This window comes from Xanthomonas sp. A1809 (assembly GCF_017746015.1).
In the GTDB taxonomy this organism is placed as follows: domain Bacteria; phylum Pseudomonadota; class Gammaproteobacteria; order Xanthomonadales; family Xanthomonadaceae; genus Xanthomonas; species Xanthomonas euvesicatoria.
On sequence record NZ_JAGHWZ010000002.1, the window covers coordinates 117,426 to 138,778 of the forward strand.

The following is a 21,353-nucleotide window of genomic DNA, read 5'->3' on the forward strand; positions in this document are numbered from 1 at the left end:
ACGCGCACAGCCTCATGCGCCCACCGCAAGCTGTCGACAACGACACGCGACACTGCCTCGGCAGGGTTTTTCCCGCCAAAAAAAAGCCCCGACATTGCTGCCGGGGCCTGGGGACCACCTGCCGTCTGATCCGGCGGCCGTGTATCTGCAGTGGGCTTAGAACTCCTGCCAGTTCGACTCGCTGTTGCCGGCCGCGGCAGCCAGCCGGCGTTGCGCTGGGGCGGGGGCGGCGCTGGGTTTTGTAACAGCCGAGCCGGTCACGCGTTTGGCAACGCTGGCCGACGTGGCAGCGGCCAGGCGCAGCGGTGCAGGGCGCTTGGCCGCGGGCACCACACCGGCGACCTGCTGCACCTTGAAGATCGATACCGCATCGGACAACTGACCGGCTTGCTCTTCCATTGCACGTGCCGCGGCCGTGGCTTCTTCCACCAGCGCCGCGTTCTGCTGGGTGGTTTCGTCCATCTGCGTCACGGTGAGGTTGACCTGCTCGATCCCGGCCGACTGTTCCTGCGAGGCGGCAGAAATCTCGCCCATGATGTCGGTGACGCGCTGCACGCTGGCGACGATGTCAGCCATGGTCTTACCGGCCTGGTCCACCAGGACGGAGCCTTCGGCGACCTTGCTCACCGAGTCGTCGATGAGGTGCTTGATTTCCTTGGCTGCGCCGGCAGAGCGCTGGGCGAGCGTGCGCACTTCGCTGGCCACCACCGCGAATCCGCGGCCCTGGTCGCCCGCGCGTGCCGCTTCCACTGCGGCGTTCAACGCCAGGATGTTGGTCTGGAAGGCAATGCCGTCGATGACGGAGATGATATCGGCGATCTTCTTCGACGAGACTTCGATGTCGGCCATGGTGGACACCACCTTGCCGACCACGTCGCCGCCTTGCGACGCCACAGCCGCCGCGCCGATCGCAAGCTGGTTGGCCTGGCGTGCCCCTTCGGCGTTCTGCCTGACGGTGGAGGTGAGCTCCTCCATCGAGGCCGCGGTTTCTTCCAGGTTGGCGGCCTGCTGTTCGGTGCGCTGCGACAGATCGTTGTTGCCGGCGGCGATCTCGCTGGCCGCGGTATTGATCGACACCGTGGCGTGCTGGATGCGCCCGACAATGCTGGAGAGCTGTTCGGTGGTGGCGTTGGCATCGTCGCGCATCTGCGCGAACACGCCGTTGAACTCGCCCTGCATGCGCTGGGTGAGATCACCTGCAGCAATGGCCTGCAGCACCTTCGACAGCGCGCCCAAATTACCGTCGGCGGTGGCCATCAGCCGGTTGAGGCTTTCCACCATTGCCAGGAAATCGTGCTGGAAACGCGCCGTATCGCCGCGTACGCTGAAGTCGCCATCGGCCGCAGCCTGGGCCAGCAGTTTGATCTCGCTGTTCATCGCCGTCAGGTTGGATTTGACGGTGTCCATGGTCTCGCTCAACACGGCTTCTTCGCCCGGCAGGCGGTCCATGTCCTGGCTCAGGTCGCCGATGGCGTAGCGCGACATGATCTGCGCGAGCTTGAGCTTGACCGCGATATGCGCATCTACCAGAGCATTGGTATCGCGCACCATGCTGCCGTATTGCCCGGGAAACGCATCCTGGTCCATGCGGAAGCTGATCTTGCCGCTGTCGTGCTGGCGGGCCATCTCCTGCTGCGCGGCGGCAACGGCCTTGAGCTGCTCCTGCATGCCGCGCATGCTGGTCAACAACTGGCCGGGCTCATCGCCTGGCTGCGGGCCGATCGGGTGATCCAGATCGCCGTGGGCGATCGCATCGGCGACCTGCGTGGCCTGCTTCAGCGGCCGCACCAGGCTGGCCGAGATCAGCCACGCCAACGCGGCGGCCAGGCCGGCCGCGAGCAGGCCGAAGGCGATCAAGGCACGGTTTGCCAGCGCCACGCTGCCCAGGATGGTGGCCGCGCCGGCGGCATTCTGCTGATTCTGCAATTCCACCGCGGCAGCAATCGCCTTGGAGCGGCGCTCCAGCAACGGCTGCGCCTGCCCACTGAGCAGCTGCTTTGCGCCCTCCAGGTCGCCTTCGCGTACCAGGCCCAGCAGCCGGTTGTTGGTGGCGCGGGCAGCGGTGAGGCTGTCTTCGATGGCCTGCCGAGCACGTAGGCCGTCGCTGTTGGTCGGCAGCTGTTTCAACGCGGTCCACAACTGCGCGTAATGTTCGCGATTGGCCTTGAGCTGCGCATCGACAGCGGGCCGCTGCTGCGGGGTCGCCAGCATGAAGTCGCGGATGTAGCGCTCGCCGAGCATGTTGCTCTCGCGCATCTGACTGAGCAGCGCTGCCTTGCGGTTATTGACCTCGACGATGATCGCGACCTGATGTTGGACGGTCTTGAACTGGGACAGCGCCAGGGCGGTGGAGCCGGCAAGCAACGCGATCAGCAACGCGAATGCCACCGCCAGGCGTCGCCCGACGGTCATGGAATGCAGGAATTTCATGGTGTTTCTCTCTGGGGAGGGTGGAAAAGAGATACACCGGTAGCGTTCGCCACCCGGAATTCTGAAGTCGCATGTTGCATTGCAGCATGCTGGCGTTCATGGTGCTCGGTGGGGCCAGCGCGAGGCATGGCCAAGCGATGCATCGCGCAGGCGTGGCGGCTGCGAGAATCTGCTGCTGTAATGGATGTTGGGATGCGTGCGCGTGAGCGTTGCTACAACCCGCACGCGCCAAAAAAAAAGCCCCGACATCGCTGCCGGGGCTTGCTCATGCTTGGTCGCCTCGTCGCCTGCTCCACGCAGAGGTGGCGCTCAGAACTCCTGCCAACTCGACTCGCCGTTGGCGGCTGCGGCAATCACCGGGCGTGGCGTTGCTGTGGCCGTGGCCGCGACACCGGCCGATGCAGGGGCGCGCTTGGTCGTGGCCGATCTGGCAGCGCCTGGCTTGGCGGCGGCCAGGCGCGGCGGAGCAGGGCGCTTGGCTGCAGTGGCCACGGCAGCGACCTGCTGCACCTTGAAGATCGACACCGCATCGGACAGCTGACCGGCCTGCTCTTCCATCGCACGCGCCGCGGCCGTGGCTTCTTCCACCAGCGCTGCGTTCTGCTGGGTGGCTTCGTCCATCTGCGTCACGGTGAGGTTGACCTGCTCGATCCCGGCCGACTGTTCCTGCGAGGCGGCAGAAATCTCGCCCATGATGTCGGTGACGCGCTGCACGCTGGCGACGATGTCGGCCATGGTCTTGCCGGCCTGGTCCACCAGGACGGAGCCTTCGGCGACCTTGCTCACCGAGTCGTCGATGAGGTGCTTGATCTCCTTGGCCGCGCCGGCCGAACGCTGCGCCAGCGTGCGCACTTCCGAGGCGACCACGGCAAAACCACGGCCCTGCTCGCCGGCACGCGCTGCTTCCACGGCGGCATTCAAGGCCAGGATATTGGTCTGGAAGGCGATGCCGTCGATCACGCTGATGATGTCGGCGATCTTCTTCGAGGACACTTCGATGCCGGACATGGTGGTCACCACCTGCGCCACTACGCTGCCGCCTTGCGAGGCCACCGTGGCCGCACCGATGGCGAGCTGGTTGGCCTGGCGCGCATGCTCGGCGTTCTGGCGCACGGTGGAGGTGAGTTCCTCCATCGAGGCAGCGGTTTCTTCAAGGTTGGCCGCCTGCTGCTCGGTGCGCTGCGACAGATCGTTGTTGCCGGCGGCAATCTCGCTGGCCGCGGTATTGATCGACAAGGTGGCGTGCTGGATGCGCCCAACGATATCGGCAAGTTGCGCGGTGGTGGTATTGGCATCGTCGCGCATCCGGGCGAACACGCCATTGAACTGGCCTTGCATGCGCTCGGTGAGATCGCCCGCGGCAATGGACTGCAACAGCTTCGACAGCGCGCTCAGGTTGGCATCGGCGGTCGCCATCAACTGGTTGAGGCTCTCCACCATCGCCTGGAAATCGTACTGAAAACGTGCGGTGTCGCCGCGCACGCTGAAGTCGCCGTTGGCAGCGGCCTGCGCCAGCAGCTTGATCTCGCCGTTCATCGCCGACAGGTTGGCCTTGACGGTATCCATGGTGGAACTGAGCACGGCCTTCTCGCCGGGCAGGCGGTCCATGTCCTGGCTGAAGTCGCCGATGGCGTAGCACGACATGATCTGCGCGAGTTTCATCTTGACCGCGATATGCGAGCCGACCAGGCTGTTGGTGTCGCGCACCATGGTGCCGTAGTCGCCTGGAAACGCATCGTGTTCCATGCGGTAGCTGATCTGGCCGGCTTCGTGGCGCTTGGCCATTTCCGACTGCGCTGCGAGCACGGCCTGCAATTGCCGCTGCATGCCTTCCATGCTGTGTAGCAGTTGCCCGGCTTCGTCGCGGCTGTCGACGTGGATGGCGTTATCCAGTTTGCCCTGTGCGATGGCACTGGCCACCCGCGTGGCGCGAGCGAGCGGGCCGGCGATGCTGCGGGCGATGAACCAACCGGCAAATGCAGCCAGCAGCACGACCAGCACCATCGCCGCGAGCATGACCTGCACCGAGCGTTGATAGGTCGCCTCGGCCTGCGCGATCTCGCTGTCCATGTGGGCGACGTTGAACTTGGTCAGCTCCACCAATTTCGCGAACAGGTCGCGCCGCGCCGGGCGCGATTGCTCATCGGAAACGCGATTGGCAGTGACCAGATCGCCGGCACGCACCGCGGCGCTGAGTGCGGCGTTGGCCTTGTAGTACGCGTCCAGTTTCAGTTTGACCTCGTCGTACAACTCGGTCTCTCTGCCGGCCGTGGTGGTCTTGGCGTAGGCGTCCTGCGCCGTCGCGACGTCGGCGCGCGCCTTGTCCATGCGTTCGAAATAATTCTGCACCGCCTTCGGATCGTCGGCGTGTGCCAGCTGGGCAAGTTCGTAGGTGCGGAATTCGCCGAGCAATGCGCGCATTTCGCTCAGTTGCTGCACAGCCGGTGCCCACACGGTGCCGATCTCGCGCAACAGATGTGCGCTGGACTGCATGCGCACGAGCGCAAACCCGCCCAGGCTCAAGGTGATCAACGCGGTAAAGGAAAACGCCACGGCCAACTTGCGGGCAACGGCAAGATTGCGGAACCAGTTCATAGCGGTCTTCTCGTATTGCAGAGAACGACTGGCCTCGTGGGCGCCCGTCAGTGGTTGGGCGAATGACGATGGCAGCGTCGAAAGATCCGGACAAAGGGCCAGAATCTCCGCCGGTCGTGTCGGGCCGGACGGGTGTTGCTGATGCCGGCAGTCCCCATACTGCCGGCGATCGCTCCAGCACCCATCGTGCATCGATGGCGTGGTGGAGCCTTGCGCCGCGGCATCCAGGCCGCGGCGAGTGCATTACGCGGCTTGCGGTACCTTGAGCGAGCGCACCAGGCCACCGATGTCCACGATCAGCGAGACCCGCCCATCGCCGAGGATGGTGGCGCCGGAAACGCCCGGAATCCGCCGGTAATTGTTCTCGATGTTCTTGACCACCACCTGCTGCTGGCCAAGCAATTCGTCCACTTCCAGCGCGATCTTCTGGCCGTCGCCTTCGACCACCACCACCAGCGATTCCTTGGAGGACTGTTGCCCGCCGAAGCCGTAGTAATTGGTGAGCGAGAGGATCGGCAGATATTCGCCACGCACCCGCAGTACCCGACCGTCGCCGGCCATCGCGCGGACGTCTTCCGGTGCCGGCTGCAGGGCTTCGAGCACGTAGGACAGCGGCAGGATCAGGGTTTCGCCGGCGACCGAAACGGTCATGCCGTCCAGAATGGCCAGGGTCAGCGGCAGACGGATCAACACGCGGGTACCGCTGCCGGCGTTGCTTTCCAGCTGCACTTCGCCACCCAGGCCCTGGATGTTGCGGCGGACCACGTCCATGCCCACGCCACGACCGGACAGGTCGGTCACCGCATCGGCGGTGGAGAAGCCCGGTGCGAAGATCAAGTCCCACACCTGCGCATCGGTCGGGTTGTCCGGCACGGCGATGCCGCGTTCGGCCGCTTTTTCCAGGATCTTGGCGCGATTGAGGCCACGGCCGTCGTCGCTGACTTCGATCACGATGTGGCCGCCCTGGTGCGATGCCGCCAGGGTAATCGTGCCGGTTTCGTCCTTGCCGGAGGCGCGGCGCGCATCGGGCATTTCCAGGCCGTGGTCGATCGAGTTGCGCACCAGGTGCACCAACGGATCGGCGATCTTTTCGATCAGGCCCTTGTCCAGCTCGGTGCTTTCGCCAATGGTGCGCAGGCGCACTTGCTTGCCGAGGCGGCTGGAGAGGTCGCGTACCAGGCGCGGGAAGCGGCGGAACACCGCATCCACCGGCAGCATGCGCACGCCGATGACCGCTTCCTGCAGATCGCGGGTATTGCGCTCGAGCAGATCCAGGCCGGCGAACAGCTGTTCGGCATGCGCCGGGTCCAGGCCGGTGGAGACCTGCTTGAGCATGGCCTGGGTGATCACCAGTTCGCCGACCAGATTGATCAATGCATCGACCTTGTCGACGCTGACGCGGATCGAGCTTTCGGCTTCGGCAGCGGCGGCCTTGGCCGGTGTCGCCGCGGCGGCAGCAGGTTCGGCAGCGGCGCCCGGTGCAGCGGCAACGGCTGCAACCGGTGCGGCCGCCGGAGCGTCCACGGCCAGGCTCGGCGGCGGGCCGGGCACGGCCATCGGGCGGATGTCCAGTTCGCAGTCGTCCACCACCCAGGCGAAGGTGTCTTCGATCTTGCTGCGCGGAATCTTGCCGATCAGGCCCAGGTCCCACGCCAGATACGCTTCCAGCGGATCGATGTTTTCAAAACCCGGCATGCGCTCCAGACGCGCGGCGATCTGCAGCGGGCCCAGGTGTTCGAGCTCGCGGATGATGCGCAGCGGGTCGTTGCCGCTCATGAACAGCGACGGCGCCGGCGTGAAACCGATGTGCCAGGCTTCGGGTTCTTCTTCCTTGGGCTTGGCGACCGCCGCGGCGGCCGGCGCTTCGCCAGCGAGCACGGCATTCAACCGGGTGTGCACGGCCTTGACCGCAGCCGGATCGGCCGGGGTGCCGTGTTCGGCTTCGCGCAACAGGGCGCGCAGCACATCGACCGAGCCAAGCATGGCATCGACCGCATTGGGTTCGAGCTGGCGCTTGTTGGAGCGCAGCTCGTCCAGCAGCGTCTCCAGCACGTGGGTCAGCCCTGCGACGGCGTCGAAACCGAAGGTGGCAGCGCCGCCCTTGATCGAGTGCGCGGCGCGGAACACCGAGTTGATGATTTCCGGGTCGCGGTTGCCTTCTTCAAGCGACAGCAGCCCGGCCTCCATCGCGTCGAGCCCTTCACGGCTTTCCTCGAAAAAGGTGGCGTGGAAACGTTGCAGGTCCATGCTCATGGGCGTGAAATCCGAAGCTGAAGCGAGGAGGGTTTAACCGAGAACTTTCTGCACGGTGGCGATCAGCTGTTCTGGGTTGAACGGCTTGACCAGCCAACCGGTGGCGCCGGCTGCCTTGCCTTCGGATTTCTTGTCGGCCGCCGACTCGGTGGTGAGCATGAGCATCGGGGTGAACTTGTAGTCCGGCAGCTGGCGCAGCTCGCGGATCAGCGAGATGCCGTCCATGTTGGGCATGTTCACGTCGGTGACCACCGCATTGAAGCGCTGGCCCTTCGCGCGGCCCAGCGCAACGGCGCCGTCTTCGGCTTCTTCGACGGCAAAGCCGGCAGAGGTGAGGGCGAAAGAGACCATCTGGCGCATCGACGCCGAATCGTCCACCACCAAGATACGTGCGCTCATGCGGCGTTCTCCACAGATTTCAGGTTGTCATTGGATGCGGGGAGTCCGAGCGCGTCGGTGACGCCGAGCAGACGCGCTGCATCCCTAAAAGTGTCGTTGCAGCCATCGAATTCGGTGTGCAGGCCGGCCTGGCGGCGGCTCTGCACAAAGGCGCAGAGCAACTGCACGCTGGCGGTGTGGATGCGTCGGACTTCACCGGCATCAAGCACCAGGTCGCCGTCCTGGGTGAGGAATCCGGCAAGCTTTTGCTTGAGGTCGGCGCTGGTCTCGATGCCGAGATCCTCACCCAATGTCACTGTGCTCATTGTTGCTCCGAACGGATGGTTCTATGCGTACTAACGGCGGGGGGCGGAAAAGCTTTAACGGTGAATCGTTGTGCGTGCAGGTGCGAGCAAGCTAGGCGCGCATCAATGCAGCAGATGGGTGGCATCGAGCAGGATCATCGGCTGATGGCCCAGACGTGCGACACCGCGGAACAGGTTGTTGTAGATGCGGCACAGCCGGGCGTTGTCCGGCGGCTCGATCTGCTGATCGGTGAGGCTGGTGACGTCTTCCACGGCCGACACGCGCAGGCCCATGGTTTCGCCGTTTTCTTCCAGCACCACCACGCGGGTCTGCAGGTCCATGTCCACCGGCGAAGAGCCCAGGTGGATGCCCAGATCGATCACCGGGACCACCTGGCCCCGCAGGTTCATGATGCCCAGCATGGCGCTGGGCGTGCCGCGCAGCGGCAGCAGCGGCACCGGCAGCACCACTTCCTGCACCTTGAGCAATTCCAGCGCATAGGTCTGCTCGCCGCAGCGCAGACGCAGCCAGCGGGTGCTGCGTTCGCTGGCGCGGCGTTCGGCGTGAATCTTGTCGGCCTGGCCGGGTGCCAGCAGTGCCTGCAGCCCGGTCGGTGCCGGCGCGCGTGCCGGCGCCGGTGCCGCACGGGGGGCCGGGGCGGGCGCCGGTGCCGGGGCGGGTGCAGGCACCGCGACCGGTGCGGCCTCCAGCCCGAAGGCCGGGTCGGCATCCATTTCTGCCAGCAGATCGGCGGTGATCAGGTCCACTGCAGTGGGCGCGGTTCCGAACGCCGGATCGGCATCCATTTCGGCCAGGAAGTCGGCGGCGATGTCGGCGGCGCTGGGCGCGGCCTTGACCGGCGGGGCGAAGGCCGGGTCGGCGTCCATTTCGGCCAGGAAGTCGGCAGCGATGTCGGCGGCGCTGGGTGCGGCGTTGACCGGCGGGGCGAAGGCCGGGTCGGCGTCCATTTCGGCCAGGAAGTCGGCGGCGATGTCCGCGGCGCTGGGCGTGGCCTTGACCGGCGGTGCGAAGGCCGGGTCGGCGTCCATTTCGGCCAGGAAGTCGGCGGCAATGTCGGCAGCGCTGGGCGCGGCCTTGACCGGCGGTGCGAACGCCGGGTCGGCGTCCATTTCTGCCAGGAAATCGGCGGCGATCGCATCGGCGCTGCGCGCTGCGGCAATCGCGTTGGAGGTGGCAGCTTCGGAGACGGTAGCGGCTTCGGGAAGTGCGGCCGTCTCGACCGGCGGCTCGGCCAGCGCAAGATCTGCATGCGCAAGTGCCGGCGTTTCGACCGTGGCTGCGGTGGCCGCAGGTGGGGCAACGCTCTCCACGCCCGCATCGTGCAGCAGGCCTTCCAGATAATCGTCCAATTCACCGTTGGCGGTGGGGTTGCTCATGCGGCTTGCTCCATACGCATCGCGTCATCGGCCAGCACCCATTCCAGCGCGCGGCGATACGCGGACAGGCCGCGGCCCGGATAGTCGCCGCCAACGGCGGGCACGGTCAGGGCGGCGGCGTTGCAGATTCGGGTGTCCACCGGCACCGCGTCTTCCCAGACGACCGGGCCGTAGGTGGCCTGCATTTCCTTCAGCGTTTCGGTGCCGGCGCGGGTGCGGCGGTCGAACAGCGTAGGCAGGATCGACACCGGCAGCTCGCGCCGGCGCGAGCGCTGCACCATGTCGGCGGTGCGCACCATGCTGGCCAGGCCATGCAGGGCAAGCGGCTCGGCCTGGGTCGGCACCACCACGCGGTCGCAGGCGGCCAGTGCGTTGATCATCAGCAGGCCCAGGGTTGGCGGGCAGTCCAGCAGGATGTAGTCGTGCTGGCCGGCATGCCGGGTCATGGCGTTCTGCAGCGCCAGGCCCAGGCCGGGCTGGTTGGCGCTGCGGCGTTCCAGCGTGGCCAATGCGGCTTGCGCGCACACATACGACAGGCCCGGAATGCTGCTTTCATGCGCCAGGCTGGCCAGGTCGCTTGGCGGAGTGCCGAACAGGTCCAGCACCCCGCGCGGCGGCGGGTCGATCGCCACGCCGAAGGCGCGGGTGAGCGAGGAGTGCGGATCGAGGTCGATCAACAAGACGCGGTGGCCGAGCGCGGCCAGGCCGCGACCCAATGCCAGCGTCGTGGTGGTCTTGCCGACGCCGCCCTTTTGGTTGGCGATTGCCCAGATACGCATGTCACTGCACTCCTTGAATTACGGCGGGGACGGAACTTGTGCCGCTTTCGGTGGTGACGGCCGTTTGGCCGCCGTCAGACTTGGGAAGCTTGGGCGCCCCGGCGGCGGTCGCATTTAATTGCGATGGCGGATCGGGTGCGAGTGAGCCAGCCGAGTCAGCGAGGATGATCAACACCACACGCCGGTTCGCATTCCGTCCCGCCTCAGTGCTGTTATCGGCACGTGCGCGGAATTCTCCATAGCCCACCATCGCCAATCGTTGCGGGGCGATGCCGTCGTCGGCGAACAGGTGCACCACGCTTGCCGCACGCGCCGCAGACAGCTCCCAGTTGGAGGGGAATTGCGCGGTGGCGATGGGCTGGTTATCGGTATAGCCCTCCACGCGCACGCCATTGGGCGCATCGCGCAGCACCGAGGCCAGCGTGGACAACGTCCCGCGGGCGCCGCCGGCCAGGGTGGCCGAGCCGGTGCCGAACAGGATGTCGCTGTTGATCTCCACCTCGATCCACAGATCGTTGCGGCGGATGGTGATCAGTTGCTTGTCGATCAGCGGGGCCAGCGTCTTGCTCAGCTGTTGCTCCACTGCATCCATCTGCCGCTGTGCGCGCGCCAGTTGCGCCTGGTTGCGCAGCGATACCGGCATGCGCATCTGCGCGGCCATCGACGGCAGCAGGGTGGGGTCGGTCGGGCCATTGGAGGCCGCCATCGGCGCGCCGGCCTTGATCACGGATGGGCGGTCGTAATCGGCGCCCAGGGTCTGGGTCTTGCCCAGCTGCACCGGGCTGGCCTTGTTCGACGAGCCACCAAAGGCGCTGGTCAGCGCTTGCGCCATGACCTTGTATTTGCCTTCGTTGAGCGAAGAGATGGCGTACATCACCACGAAGAACGCCAGCAGCAGCGTCATCAGATCGGCATACGGAATCGCCCACGCTTCGTGGTTGCCATGTTCTTCGTGGTGTTTGCGACGACGGGCCATAACGCGCTAATGCAAGTAGCCTGCCAATTTCGATTCGATGTTGCGCGGGTTCTCGCCCTGGGCGATGGCGATCAGGCCTTCGATCGCCATTTCGCGCTCATTGGTGCTGCAATGGATCACGCTCTTGAGCTTGGCGGCGACCGGCAGGAACAGCAGGTTGGCCGAGGCGATGCCATAGATGGTGGCGGTGAAGGCTGCCGCGATGCCATGCCCGAGCATGGCCGGGTCGGCCAGGTTCTTCATCACCGCCATCAGGCCCAGTACCGCGCCGATGATGCCCAGGGTGGGCGCATAGATGCCCATGCCCTCGAATACCTTGGCCGCGGCAAGATCCTGACGCTCCTGGTTGTCCACTTCGATTTCCAGCATGTGGCGCATGGATTCGGGCTCCACGCCATCGACCAGCATCTGCAGGCCTTTGCGCAGGAAGGCATCGTCCTGACGCGGCAACTGGTCTTCCAGGCCCAGCAGGCCCTGGCGACGGGCGATATTGCTCCACTCGACGATACGCGCCACCAACTGCGGGCGATCGCTGGCCGGCGGCTGGATCACCCAGCGCAGGATCTTGAACGCGCGCCGGAAAACCGCCGGCGAGGTATGCAGCAGGATCGCCGCCACCGTGCCGACGATGACGATCACGAAGGCAGCCGGCGACCACAGCGACGAAATGCCGGCACCTTTCAACACGCTGCCGCCCACGATCGCCACGATCGCCAGCACCAGTCCGATTACGCTGAGTCTGTCCATGCATGCGGTATCGGCCCAGGCCCGGCGGACTTGATAGATGCGCCCGGTTGGCGCGCCAGAAAGTTGTCGTTCTGGGGGATGGGTCTGCGAATTGCCGACGTCGTTGCGGGCAATCGCGCGGGCGGGGACCGGTTCCCCGGTCGTAGAAGGTTGCGATGAACTCAGTGGTGCCGCAGGTCAGCCCATGCGTTACCGAGGCGGACACAGGAAGACACGACCGACGCGGCACTAAAGCCCCTCTCCCGCCGGGAGAGGGGTTGGGGTGAGGGTACGTCCAGGCGCAGCTTTCGGTCCCCGGCTTCGGTGAGGGGCGCGAGCGCGGCCGGGAACCGTCTCTTCGACTCTGCAACATTTTTGATAACTCGCCATCACCGCACGTCCCTGTAATGGCGATAGCCGGCAAGCGACGTGCTGTGGCCATGGGCAAGAGGTGCCGACACGCAGGTCGACCCAGCTTCTTGCTGAGCTCGGTGAGTGATGGAACGCGCGCAGGCGCCTCGGTAAGCCGCTTGCGCCTGGTTGCGGGCGAGGGCGCTTGCGGGCCGCGATCGAGCGGTTGCTGCAGCAGGCAAGCTGTAGCGTGTCGCGTGCAAGCGTGGCGAGCCCGGCCGCAATCGTGGCGCTTGCAAGGCCGCCGGCCTGCTGCGCGGCAGAATGCGTTGGCGCATGGGCTGTGCTACTTAGTTTGCACGGCATTAGAACGATCTAATCGCATCCGCGCAGAAGAGGGGAGAAGACCAGGAAAACCGGGCGCCGCAACGGTGCCGGATGTTTTTGCGTTACTTCGCGTGGCGTTTTTTTCGGTCGTTGGATCGATACAAAGCCGCCGAGGCCGATCACCATTGGGAGAGCACGACCGAAATGAACTGCACGCCATTCGCACGCAACCGCAGCACGCTGTACGCCGGTATCGCCATCGCCTTGTTCGCGAGCGCCGCCTCCACCACTGTCTCCGCCCAGCAGGCCGACGGCACGCCGGCGCCCACGGGCCAGGCCGCGATGCAGGCCACGGACCTGGACGCAGTGACGGTGACCGGCTACCGCTACGCGATCGAAAAAAGTCTGGAGCAAAAGCGCAACGCCAACGCCGTGGTCGATGTCATCACCGCCGAGGACGTGGGCAAGTTCCCTGACAAGAACGTGGCCGATGCGCTGCAGCGCGTGCCCGGCGTGGTGATCAGCCGCGACGGTGGCGAGGGGAAGAACGTCAGCGTGCGCGGTTTGTCCTCGGAGCTGGTGCTGACCGAATTGAACGGCAACTACATCGCCACCGCCGAATCCAACGGCGACCCCACGCGCTCGTTCAACTACACGCTGCTGCCGTCGAACCTGCTGGGCAGCGCGGAGCTGTACAAGACCTCGGAAGCGCGCATCGACGAAGGCGGCATCGGCGGCACGGTGATCCTGCAGACGCGGCGCCCGCTGGAACTGGAGCCAAATTCCGGCTTCGTTTCCGCCGAGGGCACCTGGTCCGATACCAGCAAGAAGACGGACGGCCAGTTCTCCGGTTCGTACTCCTGGCACGACAAGGACAACCGCTTCGGTGTCTTCGTTGGCTACACGCAGCAAAAGCGCACCGCACGCACGCTCGATGCCAGTACCGAGAGTTGGCAGTGGTACGGCCGCGACGAAGTCGGCCCGGCGGTCGACGTGAATGGAAATCCGTCGGACTTCAACGCCAACTGGTGGGGCGGCACCGGTTTCTGGAACCAGGACGGCAATTACTCCACCGGTTTCATGATGCCGACGGCGGTCAGCCTGGACGCCAAGCGCGAGGAGCGCGAGCGCAAGGGCGGGCAACTGACCCTGCAGTTCAAGCCCACCGACGACCTGACCCTGACCGCGAACTACTTCCGCTTTGACCTGTCGCAGAATTCGCAGACCAATACCATCAAGATTCCCGAGTGGAACATTGCCCGCTATTACGGCGACGGCAACTGGCGCGGCGGGCGCCTGCTCGACGGGCTGCAGTTCGATCCCAGCGGCACGATTGTCACTGGCGCCGCCTACAGCCTGCGTCCGGGCAAGACCTACTACTGCAGCGAGGCGCAGGCCGCCGCGGCCGGCCTGCCGCCGGGCGGCTGGGGCTCGGACGACTGCACGGTGCCGACGCCGCAGATCACCGGCAGCTACAACATCGAGAAATCGCAGTCGCAGACGGTGGACCTGGGCGGCGAATGGCGTGGCGAGCAGGTGGACGTGGCGTTCAAGGTTGGCCGCACCTGGGCCAAGGGCGGGCCGGAGCTGCAGTTTTCCTTACCGATCAAGCCGCGCCTGCAGAACGCCGACGGCAGCTGGAGCAACGGCAATTTCGCCAGCGCCTGGGACCTGACCGGCACCCCAAGCATGACCTTCTCGCCGGAGCTGATGCAAAACCTGCGCGACGGCATCCTGCAGGTCGACCTGGGCTCGACCGGCTCGTCCTGGACCCGCAACACCAATCAGCAGCAGTACGCGCAGATCGATACCACCTGGCATTTCGATGGCGAGGTCGTCGACTCGCTGCAGTTTGGCCTCAAGCGTCGCGACGGCGGCATCCACCGCAATACCGGCAACAACTACTGGGTGTGCCCAGGCACCGACCCGGGCGACTACGACAACCGCTACTGGAACGGGCGCTGCAATGCCATCGCCACCCAGTTCTCGCCGGGCCTGCTGTTCGCGCAGGACAACCTGGCCGGTGGCGTCAACGCCAGCGCGTTCCCGGCGATCAACTTCCCGGGCTACATCGGCTACTTGAACCAGACCTACGGCGCGATGCAGACCCGCAACGAAGACAACTTCGTCTACAACGTCGACGAGGAGATCTACTCCAGCTACCTGCAACTCAACTTCCACACCGAGCGGCTGCGTGGCAACGTCGGCGTGCGGGTGGCGCGCACCGGCCAGCGTGCCGCTTCCACCGACAAGGTGACTGCCTACAACGACTATTTCTTCGACGGCGCCGACGGCAATCCGCTGGCCTGCCAGCAGGGCGCCGCCACGCCCGGCGGCGCGCCGGCCGACACCTATTGCGGCACCGAAGGCTATTGGCGCTTGGCCGACAGCGTGCAACGCACCGAGTCGTTCGTGGTCAGCGGGCTGGACCGCAACTACACCGACGTGCTGCCGAGTTTCAACCTGGCCTACGACCTGACCGAGAACCTGTTGCTGCGCGCGGCAGCCTCGAAAGTGATCGCACGCCCCAGCTACAACGACATCGCAGCGCCCGGCAGCCTGGAGTTCTACAGCCCCGAGTACGTGGCCGACCGGCGCCTGACCGGCGGTGCCAGCGAGCAGGGCTGGTACGGCTCGGGCAGCAACAAGAACCTGGAGCCGTACAAGGCCAACCAGTTCGACCTGGGGCTGGAATGGTATTTCCACCCGGGTTCGGTGGCGGGTGTGGGACTGTTCCGCAAGAACGTGGAGAACTTTGCGGTCGACGTGATCAGCGACGTGAACATGATGGTCGACGGGCAGCCGGTCACCGTGCAGAACTACAGCACCCAGGCCGGCGGCCAGGACGCGGTCTCGCAGGGTGTGGAGCTCTACGCGCAGCACACGCTGCCGTTCGGCCTCGGCGTGCAGTTCAACTACACCTATAACGATGCCAGCAAGGCGGCGGTGCGGCTGGAAGACGGTACCGAGGCCGGCAAGACATCCATGCCGGGCAGCGCCAGGAACCAGACCAACCTCACCGTGTTCTACGAGACCGACAGCCTGCTGCTGCGTGCCTCGTACAACCGTCGCGGCGAACTGGTGCAAGGCCTGGTCAATGGCCTGAACGTCTTTGAGGAGCCGTACTACCAGATCGATGTCAACGCGGCCTACAACATCACCCCCGCGCTCAGCCTCACCGCCTCGGTGCTGAACCTGACCAAGCAGGAGTCGCGCCAGCACCTGGGCGAGGACACCCGGGCGCGGTTCTACACCGGCGGCTATGCCGGGCGGCTGGCGTACCTGGGGCTGACATACAAGTTCTAGGTCCTAACGTGTTGCGCTCATGCCTGCCGCGTGGCGGAGGGTATGGGTGCGACGGTTCGGCGACGCCAGGCTGCAGTGGAAGTGAACCTGGAGCTGTTATTTCGAAGCAGGGAGCCCTTGAGATATGCTTTCGGCTTCCTACGGAAGGCGAAGCACATGAAGGGATTTGCAGGGGTTCTCTTGTTCCTGGCTGCACTTTCAGCACACGGCCAAGGCAAGATCGACTACGACGGTGTAGCCAAAAATATGGACGCCTACGAGCAGGCCGCTGAGCAGGCGTCAGGCGGGCTCCAGAAGCGCATTGCAGGACTTGTTGTTGCGCCCGGTGCATGGGAAAAGAAGAGCACAAAGATTTGCTCTGAGCTGGGCCATGCTTTGAGGCACGCAGTGGAGATGCGGATAAGTGACGGCGTACTAGTCATGGCCGCAATTTCGATGGATGGCGATAAGCCGGCTGATCAGACACGGCACTATCGCTATGCTGCGGCCCAGATTTTTCATGGTGCCATTCGTGACGCAAAGGACGCCACTGAGGCACTAGATAAATGCCTGGCCGATTATAATTAAGGGTCTTGCCGGGGTATGCGTCTGTGGAAGAAGTGCACCTGGAACCGTTCTTTGGTTGAAACCGCCTTTCCCGCCTACCCATATGCTTTGAGAAGAGCCGGTTCATAGCCACTGCATGATCTTCCGACCTGTAGCGTCAAAGAATTGACGGAATAGGGTCGCGGGGTTGGCCTTTTCACGTGCGTTTTATAGCGCTAGGCTGTTCTTAACGGATTTATGGGATTTCCAGTGACGGAACTAAAATCAAGCGACCTTGAGGCAATTCTATCTGGGGATGCGAATCAGCTGGATGTGCACTTGACACTGGTAGAGAAGTCGATACCAATCGCAGGATCTGAGATGCGCTTGAGCTGTCATTGCCTCTCGGTTGATGCGAACGGGCGGGTCAAGGTGTCGCGACTTGTTGAGTATCTTCGTCTTGTATTAACGGACTACGCAATTCCGCGGACTAAGATCGAGGCAGCGCGAAAGCGGGACGCTGAATTCAAAAGTTCTGCGGCTATGAATTCGCTTCTTTTTGAGGCTCGCAGTCTATTTACCGATTTGAATAATAGTGGCGAGGGTGGGGAGATGCTTCTCTACGTCCTCGCCCAGCATTACCTTAAAATTCCGCAAGTGCTGTGCAAGATGGATCTAAAGACCGATTCGAAGATGCACTACCACGGTGCGGACGGTGTGTACGCAGGGGTTACTGATGATGGTGTCCTCAAGCTCTACTGGGGAGAGTCCAAAGTCTATGCCACGCCTAGTTCAGCAATTTCTGCATGCCTCCGCTCACTCGCCCCATTCCTTTCACAAGAGGAGAGCGAAGAGGCGGAGCGAGAGAGAGATCTTGTGCTTCTCAGCGACAAAGCAGATCTCAGTAATTCTGAACTAACTTCCGCGTTCAAACGATACTTCGACAAAAACTCAACTATGTCTAACCGAGTACGTTATTGCGGAATAGGGCTCGTCGGGTTCGACTCGGCGATGTACCCGGAGGCAAACGGCAGCGCTATTGCGGAAGAGCTCGCTGCGCAAGCAAAATTAGACATCCAGGATTGGCTCATCCAGGCCAAGAAACATGTGGAAAAAAGAAAAATAGAGAAGTTTGAGATAGAGCTTCTGTGTGTACCAGTGCCCAACGTGAGCAAATTCAGACGGGAATTCTTGCGCGCATTGGGGATCACAAAATGAGTGCAACGGAACTGCAGGACTGGCTGGTGGAGGATGGGGTCCGGGATGAAATTGCTCTCATCTCTCGGAAGATGGTCGAGATGGAATTTGAACTTGCCCCCAGTAAGGAATCTTCGGCTGATTACCAGCCTATCGACTGGCAGCGTTTACTCTTGGCCGGGAGCATACTCGCTCGGTCAAGGATTCGGAGCCATGAAGAGACAGCGTTGAAGATCGCGACAGCAGCTGTGTTGCTCCCAGAACGAAAAACTTGGCGGGACGCGGGTGCGATCTTGCTTGAGAAACTATCAAATCATCGCGCGGTCACCCTCGCTGAAGAGCGTGCGCTCATCAGCCCAAGACTGGATGGCCGTCTAGGAATTACAAGTCGGCTCGAAGCATTTCGTAGGCAGATGGAGACAACAGTCCTCGAAAGGTTCACGGGGAAGTGGTTGCCAGTTAATGACTTCCAGCGCGACTTCTGGAGCGGGGCGTCATCAGAGGAGACGTCCTGGCTATCGGCTTCCGCGCCCACCGCGTCTGGAAAGACGTTTCTGGTGCGCAAATGGCTGATTGACCGGATGTTGACAAGCGATTCGACCGTTGCCGTGTATATCGCACCGACGCGGGCGTTGGTCTCAGAGGTCGAGTCTTCAATAATTGAAATCGTCAGCGAGATGGAGGTTGCGAATAGAATTCACGTGGCATCGTTGCCGCTCAAAGATAGCTATACCGTCCCTCTGAAGCAAGCAAAGAAGGTCATTCTTATCTTTACGCAGGAGCGGCTTCACCTTTTGGCAAATGCAGTCGGAGATGGTCTGCGGATTGATCTTCTCGTGGTAGACGAGGCACATAAGATCGGAGATGGTGGGAGAGGGGTCATTCTTCAATCGGCGATTGAGCGCGTGGCATCAGGGAATCCATCCATGCGAGCTGTTTTCATCAGTCCCGCGACCCAGAATCCCGGAATTCTATTGCAAGACGCGCCAGCCATAGCGAAGAAGGTCGCCGTGGATAGTGACTTCCCAACCGTTCTTCAGAACATAATCCTGTGCTCGCCGTGCGCCGGCAAGCCATTGGAGTGGACGCTTGATCTAAGAACGCCCTCCGGTGTGCTTCCGATTGGAAGTCTCATTCTTAAGAATAGGCCTACTAGTCTATCGAAGAAGATCGCGTCCATTGCGGCCGCAGTCGGTCGTCGCGGTGGGACTCTGGTGTACGCGAATGGTGCTGCGGATGCTGAAAAGATCGCGATGCTCATCTTCCAGCAAATCGAAAGCGAAATTGTAATCGATTCGGAACTTGCCAATCTTGCAGATCTTGCGCGAAAGGGAGTTCATCCTGAGTATCAGCTTGCCAATGTGGTAGAGCGAGGGGTGGCGTTCCACTATGGAAACATGCCTTCTCTTCTTCGTCAGGAGATTGAGAAGCTCTTCCGCATAGGAAAGCTAAGATTTTTGGTCTGCACGTCCACATTGGTTGAAGGAGTAAATCTATCCTGCCGCACGATCGTCGTACGAGGGCCTCGCAAGGGGCGCAGTCATCCTATGGGAGCAGCTGACTTCTGGAATCTGGCCGGTCGTGCCGGTCGCTGGGGGAATGAATTTCAGGGGAACATTGTCTGTATTGACCCAAATGATTCTGATGCTTGGCCCTCTGGGGTTCCAGAGCGATCTCGCTATCCTATTGAGCGAGAAACGGATGCGGTAATGGATAGAGTTAACGAACTCGACGCGTACATAAGGGCAAGGCCAGATGCAGGGGACAGAGAGATACTCGATAACTCGGATCTCGAGCATGTTTCATCCTATCTTCTGGAAGTGTATATGAGGAGTGGATCAATCCTCGATGCCCCATTCGCGTTGCGCCGTGACGCTGCCGATATCCTCGCACTAAACAGCAGCCTGGCGTCGGTGGTTCCTGCGATTGAGCTTCCTGCAGATTTAATCTCCCGACACCCAGGCGTCGCAGCACTTGGTCTCCAGAAGCTATTGCAGTACTTCAGGCGTTTCTTGGGAAGAGAAGAGCTGCTGCTACTTGAACCAGCCGATAGTGACAAGGCGTACGGAAGGTTCAATGCGATTATGAGTGCTATCAATGAGCACGTATTCCCTGCGTTTCAGCCCCCCTCTGCTACAACCGTGCACTCGATCGTAGTACTTGACTGGCTTAGGGGATACTCTCTCAGGCACATGATAAGGAAACGAATTGACTACCTGAACCGCAAGGGAAAGGAAGTTAAAGTGCCTTTGATCATCAGAGAGACCATGGAGCTTGTTGAGCAGATCGCCAGATTCAAGGCGCCTAAGTACATCGCGGCATACGTCGATGTTCTAAAGTTCTTCCTCGCAGAGGCGAATCGCGCGGATTTGTTGAGTGATGATATTGATATAGGGACGGCGCTAGAGTTTGGTGTTTCAACGCGGACCATGCTGTCATTGATGGAGCTGGGATTATCTCGAATGAGTGCGGTGGAGATTAATGATGTCATTGCCAATGACCAGATGGATCAGGATGAATGTATTAACTGGATGCGTGAAAACATTAATTTGATCATAGGGTCCGAAATTCCTGTAATCATAGTAAGGGAAGTCCAATCCATCATCGATAGTGTGAAAAATTCGGGGGTTTAATGGCCGCAAAGTCTGTGCAGGTGGGTAGTAGGGTCTTCGTCCTACAGAAGGATGCCCTTCAATTCTTTAAGGGGATGCTGGGTAGATATAAGGTGGGTGATAGAGTCCTAACCGATGACGAGGTGGATCTACGGGCGCTAATTACCCTGCACATAGATAGCGTGCAGAAGATCGGAGCCGGAGTGGATCATTTTGAGGTATTGGAAGACGGCTACGGTGGCCGGTGTTTCTGGATAGTTAGGATCGATGGCACGCTCGAGAAGTTCTCCTACATAAGCTGCGTAACAGGTCGATAACGGCAAAATAGGACGGAGGTAATCAAGCGAATCGGTCGAAGGTGAAAGAGGACGAAGGTAATTAAGCGAACCGGTCGTACAGGTCCACGCGGCGATGTCTGATAGCGTGGCTGTGTCGCTTCCGTCAGACTGAGGTCTTCTTCTTGAGCAGGAGGCCTGGCCATGCTGCGTCAGCCGCTTCTGGAACGAAATAACGGTTCCAGGTTCACTTCCACTGCAACCTGGCCGTCGCCAAGCCATCGCACCCATGCCTGCCACGCGACGGTATGGGCGCGACGCTCCGGCTCTCGGATCATCTGCATTACCTGCAGGTTGAAGGCGTTATCGACGGTTCTGGGGTTTTTACCTAGCGCGGGGCTTGCGGGGAGGATCATCCCCATTGGGGTGTCTAGAAGCATTAGACCAGCACACCAACTTACAACCGTCCCGACGCCCCCCCGATTTTGAGTAGCACCTCAGTTTGGAGTCCAATTCCCTAACTCGAGGAGATTGGACGTGAAGAAGCGTTTTTCTGAAGAACAGATCATCGGCTTCCTGCGCGAAGCTGATGCCGGTGTGGCGATCAAGGACCTGTGCCGGCGGCATGGCTTCAGCGAGGCTTCCTATTATCTGTGGCGCAGCAAGTTCGGCGGGATGAGCGTGCCCGATGCCAAGCGGCTCAAGGACCTTGAGTCCGAGAACGCGCGGCTGAAGAAGTTGCTGGCCGAGCAGCTGTTCGAGAACGACCTGATCAAGGATGCACTGCGAAAAAAGTGGTGAGCGCACCGGCGCGTCGCATGCTGGTGCGCGAGTGGATCGGGCGTGGTGCCAGCGAGCGTCGTGCGTTGGCAGTGATCGGCATGAGCGCCAGTGCGCTGCTGTCGACTCCCCGCAATTCA

Annotated in this window: 14 protein-coding genes and 1 pseudogene; 5 read left to right on the forward strand and 10 right to left on the reverse strand. The window is 62.4% G+C overall.

The window, feature by feature from the left end:
* Positions 1-156: 156 nt before the first annotated feature.
* The 9 genes from J7396_RS00980 to J7396_RS01020 all read right to left on the reverse strand — a co-directional run bounded on the left by J7396_RS00980 (position 157) and on the right by J7396_RS01020 (position 11,861).
* Positions 157-2,430, reverse strand: a complete 2,274-nt coding sequence (locus tag J7396_RS00980; protein ID WP_127168030.1) for a methyl-accepting chemotaxis protein — start codon at positions 2,428-2,430, stop codon at positions 157-159.
* A gap of 309 nt (positions 2,431-2,739) precedes the next feature.
* Positions 2,740-5,025, reverse strand: coding sequence for a methyl-accepting chemotaxis protein (locus tag J7396_RS00985; protein WP_209260826.1), 2,286 nt, complete (start codon positions 5,023-5,025; stop codon positions 2,740-2,742).
* A 243-nt stretch (positions 5,026-5,268) separates the two neighbouring features.
* Positions 5,269-7,278: a chemotaxis protein CheA gene (locus tag J7396_RS00990; RefSeq protein ID WP_008577777.1), complete on the reverse strand. Its 2,010-nt coding sequence runs from the start codon at positions 7,276-7,278 to the stop codon at positions 5,269-5,271.
* A 33-nt stretch (positions 7,279-7,311) separates the two neighbouring features.
* Positions 7,312-7,677 (reverse strand): response regulator, encoded by a 366-nt coding sequence (locus tag J7396_RS00995; RefSeq protein WP_002806565.1) that lies wholly within the window; start codon positions 7,675-7,677, stop codon positions 7,312-7,314.
* Positions 7,674-7,982, reverse strand: a complete 309-nt coding sequence (locus J7396_RS01000; protein WP_003489692.1) for an STAS domain-containing protein — start codon at positions 7,980-7,982, stop codon at positions 7,674-7,676. The genes J7396_RS00995 and J7396_RS01000 overlap by 4 nt, the downstream gene beginning before the upstream one ends.
* Before the next feature lie 102 nt (positions 7,983-8,084).
* Entirely contained in the window at positions 8,085-9,359 is a 1,275-nt protein-coding gene (locus J7396_RS01005) for a chemotaxis protein CheW (protein WP_209260827.1), read from the reverse strand.
* On the reverse strand, positions 9,356-10,138 hold the full coding sequence (locus tag J7396_RS01010) for a ParA family protein (RefSeq protein WP_011347246.1): 783 nt from the start codon (positions 10,136-10,138) through the stop codon (positions 9,356-9,358). Before J7396_RS01010 ends, J7396_RS01005 begins: the two co-directional genes overlap by 4 nt.
* A 1-nt stretch (position 10,139) precedes the next feature.
* Positions 10,140-11,114 carry a flagellar motor protein MotD gene (motD, locus tag J7396_RS01015; RefSeq protein WP_011347247.1) on the reverse strand — a complete coding sequence of 325 codons (975 nt, stop codon included), beginning with the start codon at positions 11,112-11,114 and terminating at the stop codon, positions 10,140-10,142.
* A 6-nt stretch (positions 11,115-11,120) separates the two neighbouring features.
* Positions 11,121-11,861, reverse strand: coding sequence for a flagellar motor protein (locus J7396_RS01020; RefSeq protein ID WP_008576379.1), 741 nt, complete (start codon positions 11,859-11,861; stop codon positions 11,121-11,123).
* 807 nt (positions 11,862-12,668) lie between these two features.
* Here J7396_RS01020 and J7396_RS01025 point away from each other — a divergent pair.
* The 4 genes from J7396_RS01025 (at position 12,669) to J7396_RS01040 (ending at position 20,179) form a co-directional block, all read left to right on the forward strand.
* Positions 12,669-15,824: a TonB-dependent receptor gene (locus J7396_RS01025; RefSeq protein ID WP_209260828.1), complete on the forward strand. Its 3,156-nt coding sequence runs from the start codon at positions 12,669-12,671 to the stop codon at positions 15,822-15,824.
* 156 nt (positions 15,825-15,980) lie between these two features.
* On the forward strand, positions 15,981-16,391 hold the full coding sequence (locus J7396_RS01030) for a hypothetical protein (protein ID WP_209260829.1): 411 nt from the start codon (positions 15,981-15,983) through the stop codon (positions 16,389-16,391).
* Positions 16,392-16,730: 339 nt separating this feature from the next.
* Complete coding sequence (locus tag J7396_RS01035) at positions 16,731-17,567, forward strand: DUF1837 domain-containing protein (protein ID WP_244669465.1); 837 nt, start codon at positions 16,731-16,733, stop codon at positions 17,565-17,567.
* The gene (locus J7396_RS01040) at positions 17,564-20,179 is read left to right on the forward strand and encodes a DEAD/DEAH box helicase (RefSeq protein ID WP_209260831.1); all 2,616 of its coding nucleotides are present in this window, start codon (positions 17,564-17,566) and stop codon (positions 20,177-20,179) included. The genes J7396_RS01035 and J7396_RS01040 overlap by 4 nt, the downstream gene beginning before the upstream one ends.
* A gap of 466 nt (positions 20,180-20,645) precedes the next feature.
* Here the strand turns inward: J7396_RS01040 and J7396_RS01050 are convergent, their stop codons facing one another.
* A complete protein-coding gene (locus J7396_RS01050; RefSeq protein ID WP_209260833.1) occupies positions 20,646-20,855 on the reverse strand; it encodes a hypothetical protein in 210 nt (69 codons plus the stop codon).
* Positions 20,856-20,970: 115 nt separating this feature from the next.
* Between J7396_RS01050 and J7396_RS01055 the strand changes: the two are divergent.
* A pseudogene (locus J7396_RS01055) lies at positions 20,971-21,353 on the forward strand (transposase); the annotation flags it as partial.

Excerpts from the sequence above, each read along its gene's own strand:
- J7396_RS00980 (WP_127168030.1), bottom strand. The coding sequence starts at position 2,430 with ATGAAATTCCTGCATTCCATGACCGTCGGGCGACGCCTGGCGGTGGCA.
- J7396_RS00985 (WP_209260826.1), bottom strand. The coding sequence starts at position 5,025 with ATGAACTGGTTCCGCAATCTTGCCGTTGCCCGCAAGTTGGCCGTGGCG.
- J7396_RS00990 (WP_008577777.1), bottom strand. The coding sequence starts at position 7,278 with ATGAGCATGGACCTGCAACGTTTCCACGCCACCTTTTTCGAGGAAAGC.
- J7396_RS00995 (WP_002806565.1), bottom strand. The coding sequence starts at position 7,677 with ATGAGCGCACGTATCTTGGTGGTGGACGATTCGGCGTCGATGCGCCAG.
- J7396_RS01000 (WP_003489692.1), bottom strand. The coding sequence starts at position 7,982 with ATGAGCACAGTGACATTGGGTGAGGATCTCGGCATCGAGACCAGCGCC.
- J7396_RS01005 (WP_209260827.1), bottom strand. The coding sequence starts at position 9,359 with ATGAGCAACCCCACCGCCAACGGTGAATTGGACGATTATCTGGAAGGC.
- J7396_RS01010 (WP_011347246.1), bottom strand. The coding sequence starts at position 10,138 with ATGCGTATCTGGGCAATCGCCAACCAAAAGGGCGGCGTCGGCAAGACC.
- motD (WP_011347247.1), bottom strand. The coding sequence starts at position 11,114 with ATGGCCCGTCGTCGCAAACACCACGAAGAACATGGCAACCACGAAGCG.
- J7396_RS01020 (WP_008576379.1), bottom strand. The coding sequence starts at position 11,861 with ATGGACAGACTCAGCGTAATCGGACTGGTGCTGGCGATCGTGGCGATC.
- J7396_RS01030 (WP_209260829.1), top strand. The coding sequence starts at position 15,981 with ATGAAGGGATTTGCAGGGGTTCTCTTGTTCCTGGCTGCACTTTCAGCA.
- J7396_RS01035 (WP_244669465.1), top strand. The coding sequence starts at position 16,731 with ATGCGCTTGAGCTGTCATTGCCTCTCGGTTGATGCGAACGGGCGGGTC.
- J7396_RS01040 (WP_209260831.1), top strand. The coding sequence starts at position 17,564 with ATGAGTGCAACGGAACTGCAGGACTGGCTGGTGGAGGATGGGGTCCGG.
- J7396_RS01050 (WP_209260833.1), bottom strand. The coding sequence starts at position 20,855 with ATGGGGATGATCCTCCCCGCAAGCCCCGCGCTAGGTAAAAACCCCAGA.